The organism is Mesorhizobium sp. M0848 (assembly GCF_040319805.1).
In the GTDB taxonomy this organism is placed as follows: domain Bacteria; phylum Pseudomonadota; class Alphaproteobacteria; order Rhizobiales; family Rhizobiaceae; genus Mesorhizobium.
Genome location: NZ_JAMYOM010000023.1, coordinates 72,494 through 90,042, shown reverse-complemented (window position 1 = coordinate 90,042; position 17,549 = coordinate 72,494). Strand labels below are relative to the sequence as shown.

Genomic DNA, 17,549 nt, shown 5'->3' with positions numbered 1-17,549 from the left:
TCCCCGATTGCCTTACAAATGCACGCCTACTGCCCGCTTCCACATCATTGCCCAGTTTTGGCATTTCGAGCCGAAAGCCAGCCGAGATTAGCGATTCTGTAGTTGCAATTGCCCGATTCAGCGCTCCATTTCGACGATTTTGCTGGTCCTATTGGCTTCTGGAATGGGTTAGACCACAGCCTGCGTCTTTTTGCATGTGTGTGTTGCAAAATAGATGCTTGTTTCTTGGGCATGATGAGCACATATATAGATCATCTCCTGGGCGCGTTCTCCTCCCATTAGCGCCCTCGAGTGTTCCCCTCTGGAGGTTAGCCTTAACAGGCACTCCAATCAAACTCAGCCGGATCTTCATTGATCCGGCTTTTTTGTTGCCTGTGCCCTGCTGGGCCGGCCAAAAATTCCATCACAATTGCCACGTAACGGTGACATGTAACCTCTGGTAACATATCCCGGACGCCCGCGACCTGCTATGTAGATCATAGGACGCGGTGTGGTTCGGACGGGAGATGGGGGCATCACTCGTACGGCCCGGGCTCAGGCGGCTACCGCGTCCGAACCGTTTTTCCGCCGAACTCGGCGGTACCAAATGCGGCGGACCTGACGTTTTACCTCCCAAGGAAACGGTCCGCGAACAAAACGACGTCCGGCCCCGCCGGACGTCGTTTTCTCTTGTTCCCCCAAATCAGGTTCGAGAGGAACGCCACGCCATCAGGCAGCCTTGCCGTTGGTGTTCATCGCCTCGTCGGCCAGACGGCCGGTGAGTTCGGCCATGTGGTCGAAGACGGCACGGTAGCTGGCAACGCCCGCGGTCGCGGAGCGCAACTCGATGATCAGGTCGCCGATCTCGGCTTGCGGCATGGTTGCCTCGACGACATCCCATCCCGGCCAGTCGGGCCGCGCGTCGTAGCCGAGGATCTGGCCGCGCCGCTGCGGGATGAGCGCGATGATCTTCGAGGTGGCGTCGGACGGCGTGACGATCTCGACCTTCATCACCGGTTCCAGCAGCACCGGCGAGCAGGCGGCCATGCCTTCTTTCATCGCCAGCCTGGCCGCCATCTGGAAGGCCATGTCGGAGGAATCGACCGCGTGATACGAGCCGTCCGACAGGTTGACGGCGACATCGACCACGGGAAAGCCGAGCGGCCCGGACTTCAGATAGTCGCGCACGCCGGTTTCGACCGACTGGATGTAGGTCTTCGGCACGACGCCGCCGGTGATGGTATCGGTGAACTGGAAGCCGGAGCCGCGCGGCAGCGGCTTGATCTCGATCACCACATCGCCGAACTGGCCATGGCCGCCGGACTGTTTCTTGTGACGGCCGCGCTGCTGCGCCGGTTTGCGGATCGTCTCGCGATAGGGCACCGCCGGCGCATGGCCTTCGACCGGTATCTGGTTCTTGCCCTCCAGCCGTTCGCGCACGACGCGCAAATGCATCTCGCCATGGCCCGACAGCACGGTCTCGGCCGAGTCCTGATTGTGGCGCAGGCTAAGCGAAGGGTCTTCCTCGGCCAACCGCTGGATGGCGGCCGACATCTTCACTTCGTCCTTGCGCTCCTTGGGGCGCAACGCGAAGGCGAAGACCGGCTGCGGCGGCACGAACTCAAGCAGCGGCTTGATGCCGCCCCTGGCCGAACTCAGCGTCTGGCCGGTCTTGACCTCGTCCAGCTTGCCCAGCGCCACCGTGTCGCCGGCCTTGGCGATGGTGAGCTTAACCTGGTCCTTGCCGAGCATTCGGTAAATGCCGGAGACCTTGGCCGTGTCGCCGCCGGGCAGCCAAAGTTCGGAGCCGTCGACGACCTGGCCGGAGAGGATACGTGATACCGACAGTTTGCCGCCATGCGGCGTGTGGATGGTCTTGATTACCTGGACCAAGGTGGCCGCGCCGTCGGGTGCGCCGAGCCGCTTGCGGGTCGCCTCGATGTCGGGCGCGTCGTGGCGGATCGCCTTCAAGAGGCGCAGCACGCCGTTGCCTTTCTCGGCGGTGCCGATCAGCACCGGCGTCACCGCGCCGTCGCGCAGATCGGCGGCAAGGTCGTCGAAGACGGCGTCCTTGGGCGGCTCGATCTCTTCGAGCAGCTGTTCCATCAACTGGTCGTCATGGTCGGCCAGCGTCTCCAGCATGGAGAAGCGTGCCTCCAATTCGCGTGCCTTGTCGTCGCCGGGAATCTGCGCCACCTCGCTTTCGGCATATTCGCGATAGATGTAGGCGCGCTCCAGCGCCAGGTCGATCGAACCAATGACGACGCCGTCCTTGCGCAGCGGAATCTGGCGCAGCAGCAACGGCACGGCACTGGCCGGCTGCAGCAACTTCAGCGTGTCGCGCACACCGATGATTGCCTTGTCGACCTTGTTGAGGAACAGAATGCGCGGCACGCCGAGATCATCGAGCTTGCGCATGATCAGTTGCAGGGCAGGGATCTTCTTTTCGTCGGCCTCGGCTACGACCACCGCGAGGTCGCAGGCGGCCAGCACCGGCTCGGCCTCGAAGGAGAATTCGATGGAACCGGGACAGTCGACGAAGGTGATCTGCTCGCCCATGAATTCGGTTGTGGCGACCGTCGCCTCGACGCTCATGGCGTGGGCGCGCGCCTCGGGCGAATGATCTGAAACGGTGTTACCTGATGAAACGGGATTTTGTCGGGGAATTGAGCCCGTACGGGCCAATATGGCTTCGAGAAGTGTCGTCTTACCGCTTGCGAAGGGACCGACTATGGCAATGCATTTCGGTCCCGTGCGTCGTCCTCCGGCGCGAGTACCCATGACTGACCTCCACTCAGGCGTTTCCCGTAGGACCGACTGGCATGTATGGTTCTGAGCGGCGGCCGGCCTGTTCGACCGTCGCGGGCGGGTTCTTTTCAAGTGCCACCTGCCCAAAGCCATCGTCCCACTTGTTTGCCGGCAGGGCAAGAAAAATAGAAACCCTTTGCTCGGCCGTGGACCGTGCGGATCATATGCTGGGCTGGCAGCCGGAAGCTGTTGCACGTCGATCGATATCGGCCGAAACTGAAAACAGGCGATCCGTCGCCCGCTGTTTGAAGGACCATCGACCCATGAAGATCATTGCCTGCGGCAGCGTGCCGACCGTCATCGCACCGGAAAAATACTTTACCGGCCGGGTGCTGCAGACGCCGATCATCGAGAAAGAGGCGCCGGCGCGGCTGCGGGCCACGCTGGTCAGCTTCGAGCCGGGCGCGCGCACCCACTGGCATACGCATCCGCTTGGCCAGACGCTTTACGTGACGGTGGGCGCCGGGCTTGCCCAGACGTGGGGCGGCCCGGTCCAGGAGATCAGGGCCGGCGACGTCATCTCGTTCGCGCCTGGCGAAAAACACTGGCATGGCGCGGCGCCGAAATCGGCGATGACGCATATCGCGATGCAGGAGGCGCTCGACGATGTCCATGCCGATTGGCTGGAGGGGGTGACATCGGAACAATATGGCGGCTGAATGCTCAGTCCGCAGGAAGCCGGCTTCTCTTCCAGCCGCTACATTTTTAGAAGAGGGCGACTCGCGGCGAGTCCCGTATCGTGGCGCAGGCCATGCTCAATCGCCGGATCGACAGCGCCATGCCGCCCCTTCAACTGACCGTCGGTCAGTGATGATTGCGAAACTCACGTCCGGACGTAGCCATGTCAAAGCACCGTTTGCCCCTGGTCGCCGCTGTCTATCTTGGTTCGTTCGTGGCTCTGCTCGACGTCAGCATCGTCAATGTCGCGCTGCCGACCATCCAGCAGGCGTTGCAAACCGATTTCGGCGGCCTGCAATGGGTGGTCGACGCCTACACGCTGTGCCTGTCCGCCTTCATGCTGTCGTCGGGCCTGATCGGCGACCGCTACGGCCGCAAGCGCTCGTGGCTGGCCGGCGTCGGCATCTTCGTGGCCGGCTCGCTGATCTGCGCCGTCGCGCCCAATCTGCCGGTGCTACTGGCCGGCCGAGTGGTACAGGGCATCGCCGGCTCGCTGCTCATTCCAGGCGCGCTGTCGATCCTGACGCAGGCCTTTCCCGATGCGCGCCAGCGCGCCGGCGTCATTGGCGGCTGGGCGTCGTTCGCTGCCATCTCTCTGCTCGTTGGTCCCGTCCTCGGTGGCATCCTGGTCGAGACCGTCGGCTGGCAAAGCATCTTCCTGATCAACCTGCCGCTGGGCTTGATCACGATCGCGCTCGGTGCTGCTTCGATCAACGAGACGGCGCATCCCGAACATGCCCATCTCGATCTCGTCGGTCTGGCTCTCAGCATCCTGTGGCTGGGGGCGCTGACCTTTGGCCTGATCTCGGCCGGCGAGAATGGCTGGGGCGAGCCAAGGACGGTCGCGGCGCTCATCGCCGGCGTCGTCGGCCTGGCTGCTTTCCTCGGCTTCGAGGCGCGCACGGCACGGCCGATGCTGCCGCTTGGCCTGTTCCGTGACGTTCGCTTCGCCGTCGCCAATGTCGCTTCGTTCGCGCTCGGCTTCACCTCCTATTCCAGCGTCTTCTTCTTCTCGATGTTCCTGCAGCAGGTGCAGGGCTGGTCGCCGACGCAGACCGGCCTGCGCATGGCGCCGGCTTTCATCGTCCAGATCGTGGTGTCGCCATGGATCGGCAGGCTGAGCGCGCGCTATGGTCACTCCGCGCTGATGACCATCGGCTATGTTGCTATCGGTCTGTCCATGCTCGGCATGTGCTGGGCCGTCCCTTCGACATCCTACGCGATGCTGTGTCTTCTGTTCGCCATTGGCGGCCTCGGCAATGCGCTGGCGATTCCAACCGGCAGCGCCGCGGCCATGTCCTATGCGCCGCGCGAACGCTCGGGCATGGTGTCGGCGGTCATCAATGCCACCCGCCAGAGCGGTCTTGCCATCGGCATCGCCTTGCTCGGCGCCTTGATGAGCATGCGGGCGACCAACCTTTTGACCGGGTATCTCGGCGATGCCGGTGTCGCCAACGCGGAAGCGGTGGCCCGTGCTGCAATTTCGCGGCATGATTTCGCAACCGATGCGGCGATGGGCGAAAGCGGCGTGCATGAACTCTATACTGCCGCCTATGCCGGCGGCTTCCACGCCGCGATGCTGACAGCAGCGATCGGCGCGTTCCTCACCGCCGCACTGCTGGTTGCCGTGTTGGCGCCGGCCGAGGCGCGCTCTGCCAAAGAGACCAAGCACGAGGCGTGAGGCTGACGACCCATTAAAAACCCGGCGGTGATGAACTGACCCCCGAAAGTTGGACACAACCTTCGGGGTTTTTCGCGTTCATAGTGCGTCGGTCAGGTCAGCGAAGCCGTAAAACGCTGGATGCGTGTGCAGGCTTCTTCCAGAAGCGTCTCCGAGGTCGCGTAGGAGATGCGGAAGTTGGGCCCGAGGCCGAAGGCCGAGCCGAACACCACCGCGACGCCCTCGGCTTCGAGCAGTTCCGAGCAGAAGGTCTCGTCGGTGTCGATCAGCCTGCCAGCTTTGGTCTTCTTGCCGATCAGCTGGGCGCAGGAGGGATAGACATAGAAGGCGCCTTCCGGCGACGGACAGGTGATGCCGCGTGCCTGGTTGAGCATCGACACGACAAGGTCGCGCCTGCCTTGAAAGATCGCCTTGTTTTTGGCGATGAAATCCTGCGGGCCATTCAGCGCCTCGACGGATGCCCATTGCGCAATGGTGCAGGCGCCCGATGTTTGCTGACCCTGGATCATGTCCATCGCCTTGATCAGTTGAACCGGACCCGCTGCATAACCGATGCGCCAGCCGGTCATGGCATAGGCTTTCGACACGCCGTTCATGGTCAGCGTGCGCTCATAGAGTTTCGGCTCGACCTCGGCGATGGTCTTGAAGACGAAATCGCCATAGGTCAGGTGCTCGTACATGTCGTCGGTCAGCGTCCAGACATGCGGATGCCTCAACAGCACGTCGGCCAGCGCGCGCAGTTCGGCCTCGGTGTAGGCAGCGCCCGAGGGATTCGACGGCGAGTTCATCAGCAGCCACTTCGTGCGCGGCGTGATCGCCTTTTCCAGCACGGAAGCGGTCAGCTTGAAGCCGTTGTCGATCGAGGTGTCGGCAAACACGGAGGTGCCGCCGCAGATCGCCACCATCTCGGGGTAGCTGACCCAGTAGGGGCGAGGAATGATGACCTCGTCGCCGGGGTTCAGCGTCGCCATGAAGGCGTTGAACAGGATCTGCTTGCCGCCGGTGCCGACTATGGTCTGCTCGGGCTTGTAGTCGAGATTGTTCTCGCGCTTGAACTTTTTTGCGATCGCCTCGCGCAGCGGCACGATGCCCGAAACCGGCGGATACTTGGTTTCGCCACGGTGGATTGCCTCAATCGCCGCATTCTTGATGTTGTCTGGCGTGTCGAAATCCGGTTCGCCGGCGCCAAGCCCAATAATGTCACGGCCGGCATTTTTCAGCTCGCGCGCTTTCTGCGTGACCGCGATGGTGGCGGAAGGCTTCACGCGGGAAAGGGTGTCGGCAAGAAAGGCCATGAGCTTGACGTCTCCATGGAAGATCGGCGCGGCCAGGAGCGACCGCGGCGCTTCTCATGTCGCATGATTTCGCGCAACGCAAGCATTGTCGGCTGATCCAGGTCTCAAGGAGCTGTGATCGGAACCGGGGCCGGCAACAATAAATTCATTAACGAGCGGTAGAGGCTTGAGTGGCAGGATCGCAGACCAATTGCGGAGCGAGGAACCGTGTCGCGCAGCGTCGGGCTTGCCCACATCATCCGCCAGGACGACGGCACCTCCACCGGTGTCTGGGGCATCTACACGCTGCAAAGCGCCTTCCAGCCGATCTTCGCTTTCAAGGAAGGCAAGCTGTCGGTGGTCGCGTTCGAAGGGCTGATCCGACCGTTCCGCGACGGCGAGCCACAATCGCCGATGAATTTCTTCTCGACCTGTCCGGCCGCCGACCGGCTGCATATCGAGGCGCTGACCAGGACGCTGCATCTTCTCAACGCCGGTGCCTGCCTGCCGCGGGAAGCGTCGATCTTCGTCAATTTCGACCCGTCGGTGTTCACCGAACGCACTGTTGCCGACGCTGCCTTGCGCGACATGCGGCTCGTGCTGCACGAGGCCGGCATCGACCCGCGTCGCGTCGTCTGCGAGGTGACCGAGCAGCGGTCGGCGTCGCAGGAAGCCTTGCACGGCTTCGTCGCGGCACTGAGGGCCAACGGTTTTCGCATCGCCGTCGACGATTATGGCGCCGACGATTCCGACATCAATCGGGTCAAGGAGTTGAAGCCGGATATCGTCAAGTTCGATGCCTACTGGATCACGCAGCTGATGGAGTCCGGCGCCGGCTTTGCGTTGCTGACCGCCATGGTGAAGAACTTCGAGGAGCAAGGCATCCATACGGTGTTCGAAGGCATCGAGGAGGGCTGGCAACTGGAGCTCGCCGAGAAATCGGGTGCGTCGATGGTGCAGGGTTTCGTGCTGGCGCGGCCCGAATTGGCGCCGACCAGCTTTGGCGTCTTCGACAAGGCCAGGCAGGCGCCTGTCGCTGCTGCCGTCGACACGGTTCCTGCCGTGGCAACGCCTTCGGCGCGGCCGGTCAAGGCCTTCGGGCGCCGTGTGGCGACATGAGAGATGATCGGCGGCGCAATGTCGGCGATGCGATCCAGGTCGACGAAGTCGGCATCGAATACGGCATATATGGCGAGTTCCGGCTGCGCAGCGCCTACCAGCCGATTTTCGCGCCGCGCGGCCGGTTCCTTCACGCGGTCGCGGCCGAAGCCCTGATCGAGCCGCACCGTGCCGGCCGCCCCGGCGCGCCGAAGGTATTCTTTGAAAGCGTTGCCGTCTCGGACCGGCTGTTTGTGGAAACCATGTGCCGGGCGCTGCATCTCAGGAATTTCCGCAACATCGGCGTCGACGGCCTCGACCTGTTCTTCAACTACAACCCGTTGATCAACGACCATGCCGGGCGGGCACTGGCCGAAATTCGCCTGATGACCAGGCATCTCGGCGAGTTCGGCCTGGCGTCGGCCATGCTGGTCTGCGAAATCACCGAACAGGCGGCCGACGATGCGCTTCTCACGCGGCTGGTGCGCGAAATGCGGCGCGACGGCATGCGCATCGCCATCGACGATTTCGGCACCGGGCACTCGACCGAGGAGCGGGTGAGCCTGCTCAAGCCCGACATCGTCAAGATCGACGGCACCTGGTTCGCGGAGTTCTGCCGCCACGCTGCCGCCGAACGGTTCTTCCGCCCGCTGGTTTCCAGCCTGCATGACCGCGGCGCCAAGGTGCTGGTCGAAGGCATCGAGCAGCCCACCCATCTGCGCGTCGCGCTCGAAGGCGGCGTCGACCTGCTGCAGGGTTTTCTCCTCGCCCGTCCCGCGCTTGCCGGCACGGTATTCGAGGAAAAGCCGCTGGTCATCGATGCGCTGCTGGGCCGGGACAGCAAGGTCGTGCCCCTCTTTGGCTAGGGCATGCCGACAATTGGTGCCGTGAGCGTCCTTGGACGCTTTGCATCAGCGGCGCTGATCGTCGTACCAAAACAAATCATTGGTTGAGGCCGCCGCCGCTGCGATAATCGCGCGGAGACAGTGCTCCGGAGAACAGCCATGATACTCTACGGCATGATCGACAGCGGCAATTGCTACAAGCCGCGCCTGCTGATGGCCAAGCTTGGCCTTGCCTTTACCAATGTCGGAGTGAGTTCGCACACAGGCGACACACGCAAAGCCGATTTTGTCGCCAAGAACCCGAACGCCATGGTGCCGCTGCTCGAGTTCGACGATGGCCGGCGGCTGGCCGAATCCAACGCCATCCTGCTCTATCTCGCCGAAGGCACACGCTTCCTGCCGGCGGACAGGTATGAGCGTGGGCTCGCCTATCAATGGCTGTTCTTCGAACAATACAGCCACGAGCCCTACATTGCCGTGCGCAAGGCGCTGCTGACCTTCCCCGAACGTGCCGGGGATGCGACCCCGGAGCGGCTGGCGGTGACGCTGGAGCGCGGCAACAAGGCGCTCGGCGTGATGAACAGGCATCTGGAAAACAATGCTTTCTTTTCCGGCAGCACGCTCAGCGTCGCCGACATCGCGCTGTATGCCTATACGCATACGGCGGAGCAGGGTGGTTTCCAGCTCGACGCCTATCCGGCGGTGGCGGCCTGGCTTGGCCGGGTAGAGGCCGATCCGGGGCATGTGCCGATCGATTGGGTGGAGTAAGTAACGCCGGTGGTCGTATCGCCTGCGGCGCCGATCTCCAGACAGCAAAAAGGCGGGATAAATCCCGCCTTCCATGCTTGGTAGCCTGATCGGGAGCGTCGGGTCCGGGCTGGCAGCTATCTGCTGATCCAGCTTGTCGGGTCTTTCCGCTCCAGCGCGCTTCTCGCGCGACTGTCAGTACATCCGTGACTTGCCGCGCGCCCCGAGCTCTCGCCCGGCGCGCGCACTTCGCAAAATCAGGCTGCCTTGCTCAGAGATCCCGCGGACGACTTGCCAGTGCGGCGGTCCTGCTCGATCTCGAAGTTGATCTTCTGGCCTTCGACCAGGGTCGACAGTCCAGCACGCTCGACAGCGGAGATATGGACGAAAACGTCCGCGCCGCCCGCGTCAGGCTGAATGAAGCCGAAGCCCTTGGTGGCGTTGAACCACTTGACCGTTCCTGTTGCCATTTTAGATAGTCCTTCAACATTTGCTTTAGATTGACCGGACCGAAGTCCAGCCGGTGTGCATCGAGATTTTGGAGATAGACGTCAGCAAACGCGAAGATCGCGAGGCCCGGATCGATCGGCCGAAATATCAATGGAAGGCATATAGGCTGGTTTCGCATAAAATACAAGACTGCGTGAGAAAGCCGTGATCGAGCGCTGCCCAACGGCTGCCCCAATCTGCTGAAAACGTTGCGGCAGATCACGCTGTTCTCGAGCGGCGGATCAGGGGAGACGACCATGAAAATCATTCTGCTTGCCGCCTGCCTCACGCTTGTCGCCGCTCAGGCGCAGGCGATCTCGCGCTACGACCCGACGCGTATGAGCTGCGGCAAGGTTCAGGGGACGATCGCCCGGCAAGGGGCCGTCATCCTGCGCTATCAGTCGAAGCGGGTGCCTGGGCTGCCGCTCTACGACCGCTATGTACAGAGCCAGCGATTCTGCAGCATGGGCGAGGTGAGGACACGGGCCTACGTGCCGAGCGCCGACACAAAGTCCTGCCCGGTCTACAACTGTAAGCGGCCGGACAATGACCGGCATTTCCGCCGGCGGTTCTTCCACAACAACTAGCGCTTATCGACCGGCAGCCATTGCTCTCAATCCCGGATGTGTTCTGTGAGCATGGACACAAATTGCGTCACCTTTTGCGGGCGAAAGCGCGCTGCCGGATAGACCACGTGAATGCCGCCGGAGGGCAGCACCCAGTCGGGGAGCACGTGGACGAGGCGGCCTTGCGATAGGTGGTCGACGACCAGATAGTCCGGCAGAACTGCCAGTCCGCCCCCGGCGAGCGTCGCTTCCAGCACAGCCGGCGTCGAGTTGATGGAGAATGCCTCGCGCAGGGTGATGGTGCGCGGCTCGAAACCGCCTCGGGTGAAGTTCCAGGTGAACGGCTTGCGAAGCACGGCATTGGCAACGAGCGGTAAGGAAGAAAGGTCTTCTGGCTTGTCTACTCTGATCCCGGCGGCGAAATCCCGCGACGCGACCAGGATTTGCCGGAAGGTGCCGATGCGGCGCGCCTGCTGGCTGGAGTCCTCCAGCCAGCCGACCCGGATGGACAGGTCTATCTTGTTGTCGATCAAGTCAATTATGGCATCGGAAATGAGCAGTTCGACGCCGCAGGCAGGAAATTTCTGGCGAAAGCGGGCGGCGATCGGGGCCAGCACGATCGCGCCATAATCATTGGACGCGGAAACACGCAGCACACCGGCCACCTCGGCGTTGGCCTCGCCAACCTCGGCGATCGCTTCTTCGACATCCCGCAGGATCAGAACGCAGCGTGCATGCAGAAGACGGCCTGCTTCCGTCGGCTCGACCCTTCGCGTCGTGCGCACGAGAAGCGTGGTTCGCAGCTCAGCCTCAAGGCGCGCGACCTGTTGGCTGACAACTGTTTTCGTGATGCCGAGCCGCTCGGCCGCGCGGGTGAAGGAACCCGCGTCGACCACCGTGGCAAAATAGGCGAGGCGATTGAGGTTTATCGATTCCACCACGAAGGCTCATTGTAAGCTTTCAACATACAGTTTGTATTATTATAGCCAATTTATTGATTAATCCAAAGAGCCTACCGTGCCGTTCCACCGTCCGTCCTGCGGCCGGCGGGTGCGCAGCCGCATCCGATCCCTTTCATTCAACGGAGATATTCCATGTTCACGAGGAGACAGATCATGAAGACCTCATTGGCCCTCGGCGCAACCGCCGCTTTCGCTCCCATCGACAGCGGCCGAGCCGCCGGCGCCAAGCTTGGCTGGAAACACTTCCCGGCGGGTCCAAACGGCTTCTTCCGTGCGCCGGTGCTGCTGTCGGGGCCGAGCGAAGCCCTGTTGATCGATGGCGGCTTCACCTATCCGGACGGCAAAGCGCTCGCCGATGCCATCAAGGCCAGCGGCAAGAAGCTGACCACCATCTACGTCACTCAGTCCGATCCCGATTACTACTTCGGCCTGAAGCCGGTGCGGGACGCCTTCCCGGAGGCGAAAGTGATCGCCGCCTCCGCCACGCTGGAAGCCATCAAGGGCAATGTGGAGAAGAAGCTCGCCGTCTGGGGTCCGCAATTGAAGGAAAATGGCCCGCAGGCGCTGTCCGACATCGTCTTCCCCGAGGCATTCGACGGCGCAACGCTGACCGTCGATGGCGAGACTGTCGAGATCGTCAATGCGGAAGAAGGATTGGCCAACCGCCGCTATCTGTTCGTGCCGTCGCTCAATGCCGTTTTCGGCGGAGTGATGATCTTCTCGGGCGTTCATGTCTGGACCGCCGACACGCAGACCAGGGAGAGCCGCGCCGCTTGGATCAAGACGCTGGACGCGATTGCCGCCCGCAAGCCCGCTGTCGTGGTGCCTGGCCACATGGCCCCCGATGCCGCGATCGGTCCTTCGGCGGTGGAGTTCACCAAGTCCTATCTCATCACCTTCGAGGAAGAACTGGGCAAGGCGGCAGACAGCGCCGCGTTGAAGGCGGCCATGGAGGCCCGCTTCCCCGGCCTCGGTATGGGCGTCGCCCTCGATGTCGGATCCAAGGTCGCCAAGGGCGAGATGAAGTGGGGCTGAGATGGCGACGAACCTCGATTTGATCCGTAGAACCTACGAGGGAACCTACGAGGGAACGTCCGAGGAGAACGGCCGCAATCTGCTGGCCGTTCTTTCCGCCGACATCGAATGGACCGAGGCGGAAGGGTTTCCCTATGCCGGCACCTATATCGGCGTCGAGGCCCTGATGCAGGGTGTTTTCAAGCGGCTCGGCTCGGAGTGGACCGGATACCACGCCGCCGTGCACAGTTTCATTGCCGATGGCGACCGGGTGGCGGCCTTCGGCGTGTATTCCGGTACATACAAGGCGACGGGAAAATCCATGACGGCCCCCTTCGCTCATCTCTACGAACTGCGGGACGGCAAGATCATCCGCATGCGGCAGTATGTCGATACGGTCCTCGTCGCGCGCGCACTGACCTGACACCGACGCAACCAGGGAGACATCCATGCTGCAACTTAAACCCGACGATGACGGACGGTCGCGACTCGGTCAGGCAGCTTCTGGAAAAGATGGGAGTTGCCCATTGGCCGAAACAGGCGGTCGACTTCAAGCGGGTGATCGCCCAAGGCGATCTTGTCATGCCCCAGGTCGTTCAGCCGAAAACGGCTGACACGCCAGAGACGGTCATCGTGGATATTTTCCGCGTTGGAAGCCGGTGCCCGCCAACCCGGTCAACAGGCGATCGATGTACTGATCCCGGCTTACTGCCAGCACCGGCCGCCGTTCAAAACCCGAACGACACCTGCGCCGGTGGCAGCGGGCCGACGCGCACGCCTTCCATGGCCAGCATCTTCTCCTTGGTGATCGATCCGCCGGGCGCCGAGAAGCCGCCGATCTTGCCGCCGGCGGCAAGGATGCGATGGCAAGGGATGACCAGCGGCACCGGATTGGCGCCAAGGGCGGCCCCGGTTTCGCGGGCGAGCCCGGCATGGCCGGCGGTTTTGGCCAGCTCACCATAGGTGGTGGTTTCGCCGAAGGAGAGTTTTCGCGCCGCGTCGTAAATGGCGAGGCGGAAATCGTCGACGCCGTCGAGATCGACCGGCACGGCGGAGAAATCGATGTCCTCGCCCGCCGCATAGGCCTTGATCGCTGCGATCAGCTCGACCACCCATGGCGGCTGCGCCGTGGAGGTGGAAACGCCGCCATGGCGCAGCAGGCGCCGCTCCACCGCTTCGCGGCTGCGTTCGGGCAGGCAGAGCCGGATCAGGCCCTTTTCGCTCCAGGCAATGCCCATGAAACCGATCACTGTTTCTAACACTGCGTGGCCGGCCGTGATCGAAGCTGTCGTGACCATGATGCGCTCCTTCCCGCAAAGTGGCGAAATCCGGGATTCGTCCCAGTACATATCCGGAACAATATGGCACCACCGCCTGCGTCTCGCCACCCGAAAACCACCTGATCGCCCCGATTGCCCGGCCTGAATCGCTGGTGTAAGGGATTTCTTAACAACCCGACAAACCGGACCCGAGCGCGGCTTGCCAGCAAAACTCAACCTTATCGCGATCGGCGTGATCCTGGCCGCCGCCGGCATCAGCGGCTGCACGTCGACCTCGCAGATGAAGTCCGCGCCTGCTCTCACCGAAACAGCGACCGTCGCCGGCACTGACGCCGGCTTCACCGTGCCTCTGCCGGAGACGGTTTCGGTGCTGCCGGAATCATCGGGAATCGCCCCCGCTCAGACGGCCGAACTGCCGCTCGATCCCGCCGCACAGCCGGCTGCCGCGACCGCCGCTTTTGCCGGATCGACACCGGCGGCACCAGCCGTGCCCGCGGTGATGACCGCCAATGCCTGGCAGGCGCCGCCGCCGGCAAAGGCGAGCGAGCCGGTCAAGGCGGCCGAGACCTATACGACCGCGGGGCTCGTCATACCGGCAACCGCCAAGGGCGATCGCATGCCGGGCGTCCAGCAGGTCGCCTATGTCGTGCCGCAGAACCCGGCGGCCCTGGTCCAGTTCCCGGCAGGGCCCGTGCAAGAAGAACACGCGACGGGCGTGCGTGGCGATGTCGAGCGGCTGATCGAGAAATATGCGGCGATCTATCAGGTGCCGGTGGATCTGGTGCGCCATGTCGTCAACCGCGAGAGCACCTTCAACCCAAAAGCCTACAACAACGGCCATTGGGGACTGATGCAGATCAAACACGCGACGGCGCGCGGCATGGGCTATGACGGGCCGGCCAAGGGCCTGTTCGACGCCGATACCAATCTGAAATACGCGGTGAAATATCTGCGCGGCGCCTGGCTGGTGGCCGGCGGCAACGCCAAGAAGGCCGACTGGCTCTATCAAACCGGCTATTATTACGACGCCAAGCGCAAGGGCCTGCTCGAGGCGACCGGCCTTGGCCGCGACCGCCAGCGCCGCCGCCTGCAGCCCGACGCCTGAGCGCAATGCCTGAACCGCGCCCGCCGGCTCTGAATGACATCCGGCTGTGCAAAATCCTCGACGAGACGCTGGTTCCGCCGCACTGGCCGGAGGGTTTTGTCATGCGCAGCTTCGAGCCCGGTGACGCGCCCGCCCTGCATGCGCTTTTGACCGAAGTGTTCGATGACGACGCCGATGGTCCGTTCGACGAGTGGTGGCCGCGTATCGCGGACGATCCCGAATTCGACCCGGCGCTGTGCTTCCTCGTCATCGACGCCAAGGGCCGGCTGGCGGCGGCGGCGTTGTGCTGGACCCGCGGCTTCGTCAAGGACCTCGCCGTTCATCCCGAGGCGCGCGGCAGGGGTGTTGCCGAAGCGCTGATGTGGCACGCCTTCGCCGTTTTTCGCGAACGCGGCGCCGATCATGTCGACCTCAAGACCAACACGGTCGAGAATCCCGCCGCGGTCCGGCTCTATGAGCGGCTGGGGATGATGCCTGTCGCCTGGGAAGGCTAGGGTGTGCGGATATTCAGGTGATGCCGGCCTGCAAGCGACGGTTCCCTGCGCTTCCGGCCTTCGCCGGCCGAAGCACCCATAGTTGCCTGACCTGAATCTCAACACACCCTGATGCATGTCGCCCACGCAGGAACGGCATGATTTGGGAACCCAAAAGCGCCGCTTCGCATTTAATGGGAGGTGAGGGCCTGACAAGCTGCCGGCGCGTGGGAGGATTTTCCGTCACCGGCTGCGGAGGGACATCCACCACCATGACGTTTTCTCACGCATTCCTTGCGGTCGGCGTCGCTGCCATGCTCGCTGGCACGCCAGCATGGGCCGTCGATCTGTCGATCGTGTCGGGCGATACCGGCGATGGCATCAAGGTGCTGCGCGAGATCCTCGACCGTTACGAGAAAGACAGCGGCAACAAGGTCGGCATCGTCGTCATGCCGGCGTCCGGGACCGACCAGTTCGGCCAGTACCGGCTTTGGCTTGCCGCCGGAAACAGCGACATCGACGTCTACCAGACGGATGTGATCTGGGCGCCGCAACTCGCCAGCCAGCTCGTGGATTTGACCGCAGCGACCAAGGATATCGTGGCTGAGCATTTCCCGTCGATCATCCAGTCGCAGACCGTCGACGGCAAGCTCGTCGCCTTGCCGATCTTTACCGATGCGCCGGCGCTCTACTACCGCAAGGATCTCCTCGACAAATATGGCGCCAAGGTGCCGGCCACCTGGAAGGAACTGGCCGACACCGCCAAGCTGGTCATGGACAAGGAGCGTGCGGCTGGCAATCGGGATATCTGGGGCTTCGTCTTTCAGGGCAATGCCTATGAGGGGCTGACCTGCGACGCGCTCGAATGGGTGATGTCGAATGGCGGCGGCCAGATCATCGAGCCGGACGGCACCATCTCCGTCAACAACAGCCAAGCGGCGGTGGTGCTCGACATGGTCAAGGGCTGGGTCGGGACCATCGCGCCACCCGGCGTGCTCGCCTACCAGGAAGAGGAATCGCGCGGTGTCTGGCAGACAGGCAATGCGGTGTTCATGCGCAACTGGCCCTATGCCTACGCGCTCGGCAACGGCGAGGGCTCGCCGATCAAGGGCAAATTCGACGTGGCGCCGCTGCCGGCCGGCACGGGCGAGGGCGCCCGACCGGTCGGGGCCCTGGGCGGCTGGAATCTCGCCGTCTCCAAATATTCGAAGCATCCGGATGCCGCGATCGAGCTGATCAAGTTCATCGCCTCGCCCGCGATGCAGAAATACCGCACGCTGAAGACGTCCAACCTGCCGACCATCCAGGCGCTGTATGACGATGCCGACATCGCCAGGCAACAGCCGATCGTTCCGCGCTGGAAGCAGATCTTTCTCGATGCGGTGCCGCGCCCCTCGGCCGCGACCAGGATCAAATACAACGAGGCGTCGAGCCAGTTCTGGAACGCCGTGCACAACACGCTCTCGGGCGACGGCACTGCCGCCGACAATCTGGCCGATCTCGAAGCGATGCTGACCAAGTTGAAGGGCCGAGGCTGGTGACGATACTGGGACAGCCACCCGGCGGGACCGCAACGAGCGGAGCGAGATGACAGGGACGGAACCGGAAACAGCCAGGGCCGCGCACTCGCAGTTGACGGCGCAGCGCGTTCGCTCGGCGTGGCTTTTCCTGGCGCCAATGCTGCTGGTGCTCGCCGCGGCGGCCGGCTGGCCGCTTGCCCGCACGGTCTATTTCAGCTTCACCGATGCCTCGCTGGCCGATCTCGATGCGCGCCAATGGGTCGGCTTCGCCAATTATTTCTCGGTGTTCAGCATGCCGAGCGGCAGGACCCTCTATGACGGGTTGCTCGTCGATCCGGTCTGGTGGCGTGCCGTCTGGAACACGGTTCGTTTCACAGTGATTTCGGTGACCTGCGAGACCATCCTCGGCACCATCGTTGCCCTGGTTCTCAACGCGGAATTCGCCGGCCGCGGCATCGTCAGGGCAGCGATCCTGATCCCCTGGGCGATCCCGACGATCGTCTCGGCGAAGATGTGGCAATGGATGCTCAACGACCAGTTCGGCATCATCAATGTCGTGTTGCTCAACCTCGGCCTGATCAGCGCCAAGATCGCCTGGACGGCCAACGCCGACACGGCGATGGCGGCGGTCCTCATCGTCGATATCTGGAAGGCGACACCATTCATGACGCTGCTCATCCTGGCCGCGCTGCAGATGCTGCCGAGGGAGATCATCGAGGTCGCCAGGCTCGACGGCGCCAACCCCTGGCAGATCTTCTGGCGGGTGACCTTGCCGCTCATCCGCCCCGCGCTGATGGTGGCCGTGATCTTCCGCGCGCTCGATGCACTGCGCATCTTCGACCTGATCTATGTGCTGACGCCCAACAATGTGCATACCAAGTCGATGTCGGTGTTCGCCCGCGAGAACCTGTTCGAGTTCGACAAGTTCGCCTATGGCTCCGCCGCCTCGACCTTGCTCTTCCTGATCCTCGCTTTGCTCACCATCGTCACCATCCGGATCGGCCGGATAAGCCTGGACGGAGGCCGCTGA

General features: G+C 63.1%; 17 protein-coding genes. 12 read left to right on the top strand and 5 right to left on the bottom strand.

The window, feature by feature from the left end; translation table 11 throughout:
• Window positions 1–708: 708 nt before the first annotated feature.
• On the bottom strand, window positions 709–2,760 hold the full coding sequence (locus NKH95_RS24520; protein WP_352893470.1) for an elongation factor G: 2,052 nt from the start codon (window positions 2,758–2,760) through the stop codon (window positions 709–711).
• A gap of 290 nt (window positions 2,761–3,050) precedes the next feature.
• On the opposite strand from NKH95_RS24520, the gene NKH95_RS24515 reads away from it, so the two are divergent.
• A complete protein-coding gene (locus NKH95_RS24515) occupies window positions 3,051–3,446 on the top strand; it encodes a (R)-mandelonitrile lyase (protein ID WP_023809730.1) in 396 nt (131 codons plus the stop codon).
• A 182-nt stretch (window positions 3,447–3,628) separates the two neighbouring features.
• Complete coding sequence (locus NKH95_RS24510) at window positions 3,629–5,146, top strand: MFS transporter (RefSeq protein ID WP_023809729.1); 1,518 nt, start codon at window positions 3,629–3,631, stop codon at window positions 5,144–5,146.
• 92 nt (window positions 5,147–5,238) lie between these two features.
• Here NKH95_RS24510 and NKH95_RS24505 read toward each other — a convergent pair whose 3' ends face one another.
• The gene (locus NKH95_RS24505) at window positions 5,239–6,441 is read right to left on the bottom strand and encodes a pyridoxal phosphate-dependent aminotransferase (RefSeq protein ID WP_023809728.1); all 1,203 of its coding nucleotides are present in this window, start codon (window positions 6,439–6,441) and stop codon (window positions 5,239–5,241) included.
• Window positions 6,442–6,648: 207 nt separating this feature from the next.
• Here NKH95_RS24505 and NKH95_RS24500 point away from each other — a divergent pair, with 207 nt between their 5' ends.
• The 3 genes from NKH95_RS24500 (at window position 6,649) to NKH95_RS24490 (ending at window position 9,131) form a co-directional block, all read left to right on the top strand.
• Entirely contained in the window at window positions 6,649–7,539 is an 891-nt protein-coding gene (locus NKH95_RS24500; RefSeq protein ID WP_352440418.1) for an EAL domain-containing protein, read from the top strand.
• A complete protein-coding gene (locus tag NKH95_RS24495) occupies window positions 7,536–8,384 on the top strand; it encodes an EAL domain-containing protein (protein WP_128303817.1) in 849 nt (282 codons plus the stop codon). Before NKH95_RS24500 ends, NKH95_RS24495 begins: the two co-directional genes overlap by 4 nt.
• 138 nt (window positions 8,385–8,522) lie before the next feature.
• Window positions 8,523–9,131: a glutathione S-transferase family protein gene (locus NKH95_RS24490; RefSeq protein ID WP_128303818.1), complete on the top strand. Its 609-nt coding sequence runs from the start codon at window positions 8,523–8,525 to the stop codon at window positions 9,129–9,131.
• A 236-nt stretch (window positions 9,132–9,367) separates the two neighbouring features.
• On the opposite strand, the gene NKH95_RS24485 is transcribed toward NKH95_RS24490, so the two are convergent.
• Window positions 9,368–9,580, bottom strand: a complete 213-nt coding sequence (locus tag NKH95_RS24485; protein ID WP_010910991.1) for a cold-shock protein — start codon at window positions 9,578–9,580, stop codon at window positions 9,368–9,370.
• Between the two features lie 276 nt (window positions 9,581–9,856).
• Between NKH95_RS24485 and NKH95_RS24480 the strand changes: the two genes are divergently transcribed.
• Window positions 9,857–10,186 carry a hypothetical protein gene (locus NKH95_RS24480; protein WP_023809723.1) on the top strand — a complete coding sequence of 110 codons (330 nt, stop codon included), beginning with the start codon at window positions 9,857–9,859 and terminating at the stop codon, window positions 10,184–10,186.
• A 26-nt stretch (window positions 10,187–10,212) separates the two neighbouring features.
• On the opposite strand, the gene NKH95_RS24475 is transcribed toward NKH95_RS24480, so the two are convergent.
• On the bottom strand, window positions 10,213–11,103 hold the full coding sequence (locus tag NKH95_RS24475; protein WP_164892914.1) for a LysR family transcriptional regulator: 891 nt from the start codon (window positions 11,101–11,103) through the stop codon (window positions 10,213–10,215).
• Window positions 11,104–11,259: 156 nt separating this feature from the next.
• On the opposite strand from NKH95_RS24475, the gene NKH95_RS24470 reads away from it, so the two are divergent.
• Window positions 11,260–12,162, top strand: a complete 903-nt coding sequence (locus NKH95_RS24470) for an MBL fold metallo-hydrolase (RefSeq protein WP_023809722.1) — start codon at window positions 11,260–11,262, stop codon at window positions 12,160–12,162.
• Between the two features lies 1 nt (window position 12,163).
• On the top strand, window positions 12,164–12,565 hold the full coding sequence (locus NKH95_RS24465) for a nuclear transport factor 2 family protein (RefSeq protein WP_352629968.1): 402 nt from the start codon (window positions 12,164–12,166) through the stop codon (window positions 12,563–12,565).
• Between the two features lie 304 nt (window positions 12,566–12,869).
• On the opposite strand, the gene NKH95_RS24460 is transcribed toward NKH95_RS24465, so the two are convergent.
• Window positions 12,870–13,439 (bottom strand): methylated-DNA--[protein]-cysteine S-methyltransferase, encoded by a 570-nt coding sequence (locus NKH95_RS24460; protein WP_023809720.1) that lies wholly within the window; start codon window positions 13,437–13,439, stop codon window positions 12,870–12,872.
• A gap of 181 nt (window positions 13,440–13,620) precedes the next feature.
• Here NKH95_RS24460 and NKH95_RS24455 point away from each other — a divergent pair, with 181 nt between their 5' ends.
• The 4 genes from NKH95_RS24455 to NKH95_RS24440 all read left to right on the top strand — a co-directional run bounded on the left by NKH95_RS24455 (window position 13,621) and on the right by NKH95_RS24440 (window position 17,549).
• Window positions 13,621–14,526, top strand: a complete 906-nt coding sequence (locus NKH95_RS24455; RefSeq protein WP_023809719.1) for a lytic transglycosylase domain-containing protein — start codon at window positions 13,621–13,623, stop codon at window positions 14,524–14,526.
• Window positions 14,527–14,531: 5 nt separating this feature from the next.
• Window positions 14,532–15,020 carry a GNAT family N-acetyltransferase gene (locus NKH95_RS24450; protein WP_023809718.1) on the top strand — a complete coding sequence of 163 codons (489 nt, stop codon included), beginning with the start codon at window positions 14,532–14,534 and terminating at the stop codon, window positions 15,018–15,020.
• Between the two features lie 251 nt (window positions 15,021–15,271).
• Window positions 15,272–16,540 carry an ABC transporter substrate-binding protein gene (locus NKH95_RS24445; RefSeq protein ID WP_352893464.1) on the top strand — a complete coding sequence of 423 codons (1,269 nt, stop codon included), beginning with the start codon at window positions 15,272–15,274 and terminating at the stop codon, window positions 16,538–16,540.
• 46 nt (window positions 16,541–16,586) lie between these two features.
• The gene (locus tag NKH95_RS24440; RefSeq protein WP_023809716.1) at window positions 16,587–17,549 is read left to right on the top strand and encodes a carbohydrate ABC transporter permease; all 963 of its coding nucleotides are present in this window, start codon (window positions 16,587–16,589) and stop codon (window positions 17,547–17,549) included.